Origin of the sequence: Congregibacter sp. (genome assembly GCF_045107095.1) — a bacterium.
In the GTDB taxonomy this organism is placed as follows: Bacteria; Pseudomonadota; Gammaproteobacteria; order Pseudomonadales; family Halieaceae; genus Congregibacter.
Genome location: NZ_JBGCFU010000138.1, coordinates 22,280 through 28,935, shown reverse-complemented (window position 1 = coordinate 28,935; position 6,656 = coordinate 22,280). Strand labels below are relative to the sequence as shown.

At 54.2% G+C, this 6,656-nt stretch carries 6 protein-coding genes and 1 pseudogene; 5 read left to right on the top strand and 2 right to left on the bottom strand.

The features are described from left to right. Positions 1 to 239: pseudogene (locus AB8B76_RS15995) on the bottom strand (NADH:flavin oxidoreductase); the annotation flags it as partial. Between the two features lie 138 nt (positions 240 to 377). Between AB8B76_RS15995 and AB8B76_RS15990 the strand changes: the two are divergent. From AB8B76_RS15990 to recQ, 3 genes are all read left to right on the top strand, one after another. After that, positions 378 to 1,361, top strand: a complete 984-nt coding sequence (locus tag AB8B76_RS15990; RefSeq protein WP_405273886.1) for a phospholipase A — start codon at positions 378 to 380, stop codon at positions 1,359 to 1,361. Positions 1,362 to 1,466: 105 nt separating this feature from the next. Further along, positions 1,467 to 1,664, top strand: a complete 198-nt coding sequence (locus AB8B76_RS15985; RefSeq protein ID WP_008294628.1) for a hypothetical protein — start codon at positions 1,467 to 1,469, stop codon at positions 1,662 to 1,664. Between the two features lie 166 nt (positions 1,665 to 1,830). After that, on the top strand, positions 1,831 to 3,639 hold the full coding sequence (gene recQ, locus AB8B76_RS15980; protein ID WP_405273887.1) for a DNA helicase RecQ: 1,809 nt from the start codon (positions 1,831 to 1,833) through the stop codon (positions 3,637 to 3,639). A 3-nt stretch (positions 3,640 to 3,642) separates the two neighbouring features. Here the strand turns inward: recQ and ltaE are convergent, their stop codons facing one another. Next, complete coding sequence (ltaE, locus tag AB8B76_RS15975) at positions 3,643 to 4,632, bottom strand: low-specificity L-threonine aldolase (protein ID WP_405273885.1); 990 nt, start codon at positions 4,630 to 4,632, stop codon at positions 3,643 to 3,645. Between the two features lie 149 nt (positions 4,633 to 4,781). Here ltaE and AB8B76_RS15970 point away from each other — a divergent pair, with 149 nt between their 5' ends. After that, positions 4,782 to 5,858, top strand: coding sequence for a dipeptidase (locus tag AB8B76_RS15970; protein WP_405273884.1), 1,077 nt, complete (start codon positions 4,782 to 4,784; stop codon positions 5,856 to 5,858). A 27-nt stretch (positions 5,859 to 5,885) separates the two neighbouring features. Then, positions 5,886 to 6,650 carry an SDR family NAD(P)-dependent oxidoreductase gene (locus AB8B76_RS15965; RefSeq protein WP_405273883.1) on the top strand — a complete coding sequence of 255 codons (765 nt, stop codon included), beginning with the start codon at positions 5,886 to 5,888 and terminating at the stop codon, positions 6,648 to 6,650. The last annotated feature ends 6 nt before the right edge of the window (positions 6,651 to 6,656 follow it).

Below are 6,656 nucleotides of genomic sequence, written 5' to 3'. Positions count from 1 at the left end.
AGCTCGTCAGAAAAACAACCCAGCTGCCCGGGAAACCCACAACCCCGGGCCTGCACATGAGACGCGCAGCTCATGGTGACACCAAAGCCCCCTTCCGCACGCTTTGTCAGCCAGTGATACTCATCATCGCTTAAGGTGCCGTCCGGGTTACTTTGCAGGTTAGTCAGAGGTGCCAACATAAAACGGTTGGGCATGACTGTTCCGCTTTTGAAGCTTAACGTGTCTGATAAGTCGATCATGCTGCTGTTCCCAAGCTTAGAGGTCGCACATTCTGGCGAGACTATTGCAGCGTGTACAGCACTTGTGAGGTAGACGTTCTGTAATCCTCATCTGCTATGGTCACTGCACTATCTATGAAACCTCTTGAGCTCTTACCCATGAAACGCCTTTACTGCCTTATCGTGATCCTGCTGGGATCATTATCAAACGTAGTTTTCGCCAGCCCCGAAACCTGCGCCTACATTGCTGAATCCGACGCCCGACTCAATTGCTTCGACAGCTACTTCACGCCCGAAAAATTACCTGAGGTAAATGCTGATGGCGAAGTGGAGCTTCTGAGCGAAGCGCTCCCCCAGCTCTCACTCATCGAAGCACGGATGGAGCAGGAGTCCACGCTGACCGATCAGTGGTTCTCTATCACCCCCCATCACCCCAATTACATTCTGCCCCTGACTTTTAGCACTAATCCTGATTATTCCGACTTTGGCCCCCTGGAGGAGGGCTTCAGTGACTATGAAATAAAGATGCAGTTAAGCCTGAAGACGCGCTTGGCGGAGGGGCTCTGGAGGGATTCGTCGGTTTGGGCGGCCTATACACAGCAATCCTATTGGCAGCTCTACGCGGAAGATGACGCTTCCGCGCCCTTTAGAGAAACCAACCATCAGCCTGAAGTCTTTTGGCAAGTACCTGTGGACTTTGAGGTCTTTGGCTGGAATGCGCGCACTGCCACCGTCGCGCTCAATCATCAATCTAATGGACGCTCGGAACCCCTATCTCGAAGCTGGAATCGAGTTACGGCCGAGTTGGCGCTCGACCGGGGGAACTGGGTTATTTCTGCCAAAACCTGGGCCCGCATCAGCGAACCTGCCGATACTGATGACAATCCCAATATTGAGGACTACATGGGCAGACTTCAGTTGGGCCTCATTCACAAGCGTGAACGACACACCTTCGCCGTAGGCCTGAAGAACAATCTCAGCAGCCCCAATCGCAGCGGTCTGGAGGTGAATTACACGTTCCCCTTGTTCAGTCGTCTCAAGGGTTTTGTACAAATCTACTCCGGCTACGGCGAAAACCTTATTGATATGGAAAACTACAACAACCGTATTGGCATAGGCATAGCCCTTACCGACTGGCTGTAGCAAACCTAGGCGGAGCAGGCCCAGACCGTCCGCTGAAGTTCTCCGAACTTTTGGTCCTAAAATTTGCTATGATGTGTGCCCGAAAAAAATGTCGAAAGTATAGTTATGGCTAAGAAACCCCTTAGAACCGCCGGTAAGAAGAAGCCACCAGCAGCGGTAGAAACATCCTCGTCTTTAGAAGATAAAGTGAAAGCTTTTCTGGAAGCCGGTGGAGAAATCGAGCAAATCAAATCTGGTGTTAGCGGTCAGGCCAATATGGCAGCCCCCAAGGCAAAGTCAGCCGCCAGTAAGAGCGCAAGCTAGACCACTCGATCACCATAGCTCTATTTCGATCGCTAAATAACTGTCGCTAAATAACTGTCGCTAAATAACTACAGCCAAGAGCAGCACTCGCACAAAAGGCAAGCTTTGCCGCTAGTGCTGCTGAGCAAAAACTCCGGGGCATCCACTGCAGCCAGAGCACTCGCAGATTGACCAAACAGCCGAAGCGCTAAACACGCTTCAGCACGTTTTCGGCTACCCGGCGTTTCGACCACCACAGCAAGAAATCATCAACACTCTTCTCAACGCAGAGGACGCCCTGGTCATCATGCCCACCGGCGGTGGAAAGTCTTTGTGTTACCAGATACCTGCCTTACTAAGAGAAGGCTGCGCGATCGTGGTGTCGCCACTCATTGCGCTCATGCAGGATCAGGTAGAGGCGCTCCAGCAACTCGGCGTGCGCGCGGCTTTCCTAAACTCCAGCCTCACTCCAGAGGATGCTCGAGCGATCGAGCAGGATTGGCTCGATGGTCGACTAGATTTACTTTACGTAGCTCCCGAACGCCTTTTGCAGGCGCGAATGCTAAGCCTCCTTGATCAGTTAACGCCCGCGCTTTTCGCCATCGACGAGGCTCACTGTGTATCCCAGTGGGGTCATGACTTTCGCGAGGACTATTTGGGACTCAGCGAATTGCATCAGAGATTCCCCGAAGTCCCCCGTATTGCCCTCACAGCCACCGCCGACGCTCGAACACGGCAAGAAATAGCTGAACGACTCAAGCTTACCGAGGCCCGCCATTTTCTAGTCAGCTTTGATCGGCCCAACATTTGCTATCGCATCGCACTGAAAGACAACCCCAGAGGCCAACTCTTGCGGTTCTTACGTGATGAACACCGGGAAGATGCAGGCATTGTTTACTGCCTGTCTCGTAAGCGCGTCGATGAGACAGCACGCTGGCTGGCGGAGCAGGGTTTCAATGCCCTTCCCTATCACGCAGGACTACCTGCAGAAACGCGAGCTGAGCATCAACGCAGATTTCTTCGAGAAGACGCCGTGGTGATAGTTGCGACCATCGCGTTCGGCATGGGCATCGACAAGCCGGATGTGCGGTTTGTTGCGCACCTCGATTTACCCAAAACCGTAGAAGCCTACTATCAGGAAACCGGGCGTGCCGGCCGCGACGGTCTGGCAGCTACTGCCTGGCTGGTATACGGATTACAGGACGTGATCACGCTGCGCCAAATGCTTGATCAATCTCAAGGTAGTGAGGTCTTCAAGCGCGAAGAACAGCACCGCCTGAACGCTATGCTCGGCCTTTGCGAAGTAACTACCTGCAGGAGACAGGCCCTTCTGGCGTACTTTGACGAAGAGCTGAAAAACCCCTGCGGAAACTGCGACAGTTGCCAGAACCCGGTCGCCACGTGGGATGGAACCGAAGCTGCGCAAATGGCGCTATCCGCCGTGTACCGAACGGGTCAGCGCTTTGGTGTAAATCACCTCATCGACGTTTTACGGGGGACTGAGAACGACAAGATCTTTCAGAATGATCACCATCATTTACCGACCTTTGGAGTGGGTAAAGCATTGGATTCCCGCCAATGGAAGTCCGTATTCCGGCAGCTCGTTGCCCGTGGGTATCTAAGCGTCGACATGGCACGATTTGGCGCTCTATGCCTCCAGGAAAGCGCACGCGGTGTATTGCGTGGCGAGGTTGACGTTCAGTTACGCCAGGACCCTAAAAGCAGCTCTGCGAAACGTACCACCAAAAGTGCGATACCAGAACATATTGACGTGGGGCTTTGGGAAGCTTTGCGGGAGTGTCGGCGACAGTTAGCAGAGGATCAGGGCATTCCGCCCTACATCATTTTTCACGATCGCACGCTGCAACTCATCTGCGAGCAGCGCCCGGAGAACATTGCGGAGTTCGCAGCGATCTCCGGTGTGGGAGATCGCAAAAGAGACAAATACGCCGAAGCGTTTCTGGCTGTGGTCAGAGACAAGCAACGCCCTGCCTAAAGCTCAAGTAAATCGACGACAACTGGCGATCAAGTGATCGACATGCGCATCTGATACATCCTGATGAAACACCCAACGAGTCCCCGATATCTTAATATCGTCGCCGTAGAGATGCTCCGTGAGCGGCTCTATTGCCATATCCGGAGACAGCATCACCATATTCGTTTGGGGGTCTTCCTGGAGTTTGAATGCGGGGAGCGCTGAGAGGGCCTCCGCGACACGGCCCGCCTTGTTGTGGTCCTCCTGCAGACGGGAAACGTTGTTCTTGAGGGCGAAGAGGCCAGCTGCCGCGAGAATGCCCGACTGACGCATTCCACCACCGAGCATCTTTCGCCAGCGACGGGCACTGCGAATGCTTTCCTCGTCACCCACGAGGAGAGATCCCGCGGGGCAGGCAAGTCCTTTGGAAAGGCAAATAGATACCGTATCGAAATGCGCGCAAATGCGCTCTACGGGCAGTGACAGCGCCACTGCGGCATTAAACACTCGAGCACCGTCCAAATGTCGCCGCAAGCCCTTGCGCTGCGCCAACTCACTGTAGCGCTCAAGATACTCCATGGGCAGTACTTTGCCTCCCTGGGTGTTTTCGAGGCACAACAGACGAGTAATGGCAAAGTGCGCATCATCGGGCTTTATCGCACGCTCCACCTCATCTAAAGCCAGGGAGCCATCCTCACAAAACGGTAAAGGGCACGGTTGAATTCCACCCAGGACGGCAGCGCCTCCACCCTCGTACATGTAGGTATGCGCACCATGACCCACAATGTACTCATGACCGCGCTGACAATGAGTGAGCAAGCCAATGAGATTCGACTGAGTGCCGGTAGGTGCGAAAACTGCGGCCTCTTTCCCCGTTAGTTTCGCCGCGAAGCGTTCTAACTCATTGACCGTGGGATCTTCGCCATAAACGTCGTCACCCGTATCGGCGGTATGCATCACTTGGAGCATCTCGGCCGTGGGCTTGGTTACTGTGTCACTGCGCAAATCTATCATCGTTAAAAGCAACTCAACTTTTGGAAAAGGCAAAATAGTAAACCAAAAACTATCGACCGCGGGCGCAGAACAGGTTTTACTCTTGGGTACGCGGCAGACAACAACCTAGGCGGCCATCAGACGCCCCATTAGAAAGAGGTGAGCAGGTAATGGAATGGACATCAAACCGACGATTGTTTCTTCAGGGCGCCGCTGCGGTTTTAGCCAGTAGCGCTCTTCCCGGCAAAGCAGCTACCAGCCTCTCGGAGAAATACGAGGACATGCTGGTCATCGACGCCCTGTGTTTTGGTAAAGAGTGGGGAGACGAGGTATTCGCCGCTCTTCGCGCAGCCAACTACTCGGGAATCATTGAAAGCCTACCGCGAAAAGATCTGCAGACAGCCATCGATGCCTTACTGGAATGGCGCCACCGCATCGACGAGCACGATGACCAGCTCATGTTCGCGCTGGAGTCAGAGGACTTCCTGCGCGCCAAAAAGACCCGACGCACAGCGGTCATGATGAACTTCCAAAACTCCACCATGCTCAACGGTGACGTAGACAACATCGATGCCTTGTATGCACTCGGCATGCGCTCATTCCAACTGACCTATAACAGCCGAAACCTCGTAGGGGACGGATGTCTCGAACGAACAAACGCCGGACTCTCTGACTTCGGCCTGGAAGTTGTCGAGCGCATGAACGATACAGGGGTGCTCATAGATCTCTCCCATTGTGGAGACCAGACAACCCTCGACGGGATTGCGTTTTCCAAGAAACCTGTCGGCATCACTCACACCATGTGCGATGCTCTACGGACTCACCCCCGTGCGAAAACCGACGAGCAGATACGTAACTGCGCTGAGAAGGGGGGCGTCATCGGCATGGTTGCGCTGGGATATTTTGTCGGCCCAGATCCTGGTGGAGATACCACTATTGAACACTATGCCGACCATATCGAGCACGCCGTTAACGTTGCCGGGATTGAGCACATAGGTATCTCGACAGACTACCCACCTCAGGGTATTTCACCCTGGGCTACTTACGAAGAATGGTTTGTACCTCGAACTGGGTTCTTTAAGCCGAGCTATGAGCTGCGTTGGCCGCCCTGGATCCGGGAGCTCGATACACCCGATCGCTATCGCAATCTCTTAGCCGCACTGGAACGTCGAGGATGGTCAACGGGAGATATGGAACGGCTCCTGGGCCTTAATTGGCTGCGGCTTCTGAACGAAACAATCGGCTAAGATCACAATAAAAATCGGAGAAACTTCATGCACAGTGTCAAAGATAAAACAGTGATTCTCACTGGCGGCGCGGGAGACATAGCCAGAATCGTCCTGCAGCGCTTCGTGGCCGCAGGCGCCAAGGTAATGCTTGTCGATCTAAACGAAGAAAGCTTGCAGGAGGTCACGTCTGGCTATAGCGATGACAGCGTGCGTTACAGCGTCGCTGACGTTACTTCAGAAGCGGACACCGAAAAATATGTGGCAGCGACAGTTGAGGCTTTTGGGGGCGTCGATGTGCTCCTTGCGAACGCTGGCGTTGAGGGGCCCGTTATGCCGGTAAGTGAGCTAGATCTGAGCACTTTCCAGTCCGTATTCAATGTTAACGTGCTGGGTGTATTCCTTGGGATCAAGCACGTATTCCCCGTCATGGTCGCCGGTGGCGGCGGCAGCATCGTGATCACCTCGTCCGTCGCGGGCGTCAGCGCCACGCCTGGGATGACAGCCTACGGCACGAGCAAGCATGCCGTAGTAGGACTTATGCGAGCCTGCGCAAAAGAGGGTGGCCCACACAACATCCGAGTGAATACTCTCAATCCTTCACCGGTGGAGGGCCGCATGATGCGCTCTCTGGAAACTGGCCTAATGCCAGAGGATCCACGCGCACAGTACGAGGCAATCAAGGCAAGCATACCCATGGAGCGCTACGCTGACCCCGAGGATGTTGCAAACATGATGATGTTTTTAGCGAGCGAAGAGAGTGGTTTTCTAAACGGTGGCGTTTACATGGTCGATGGTGGAATGACCGCCTGATCGCCA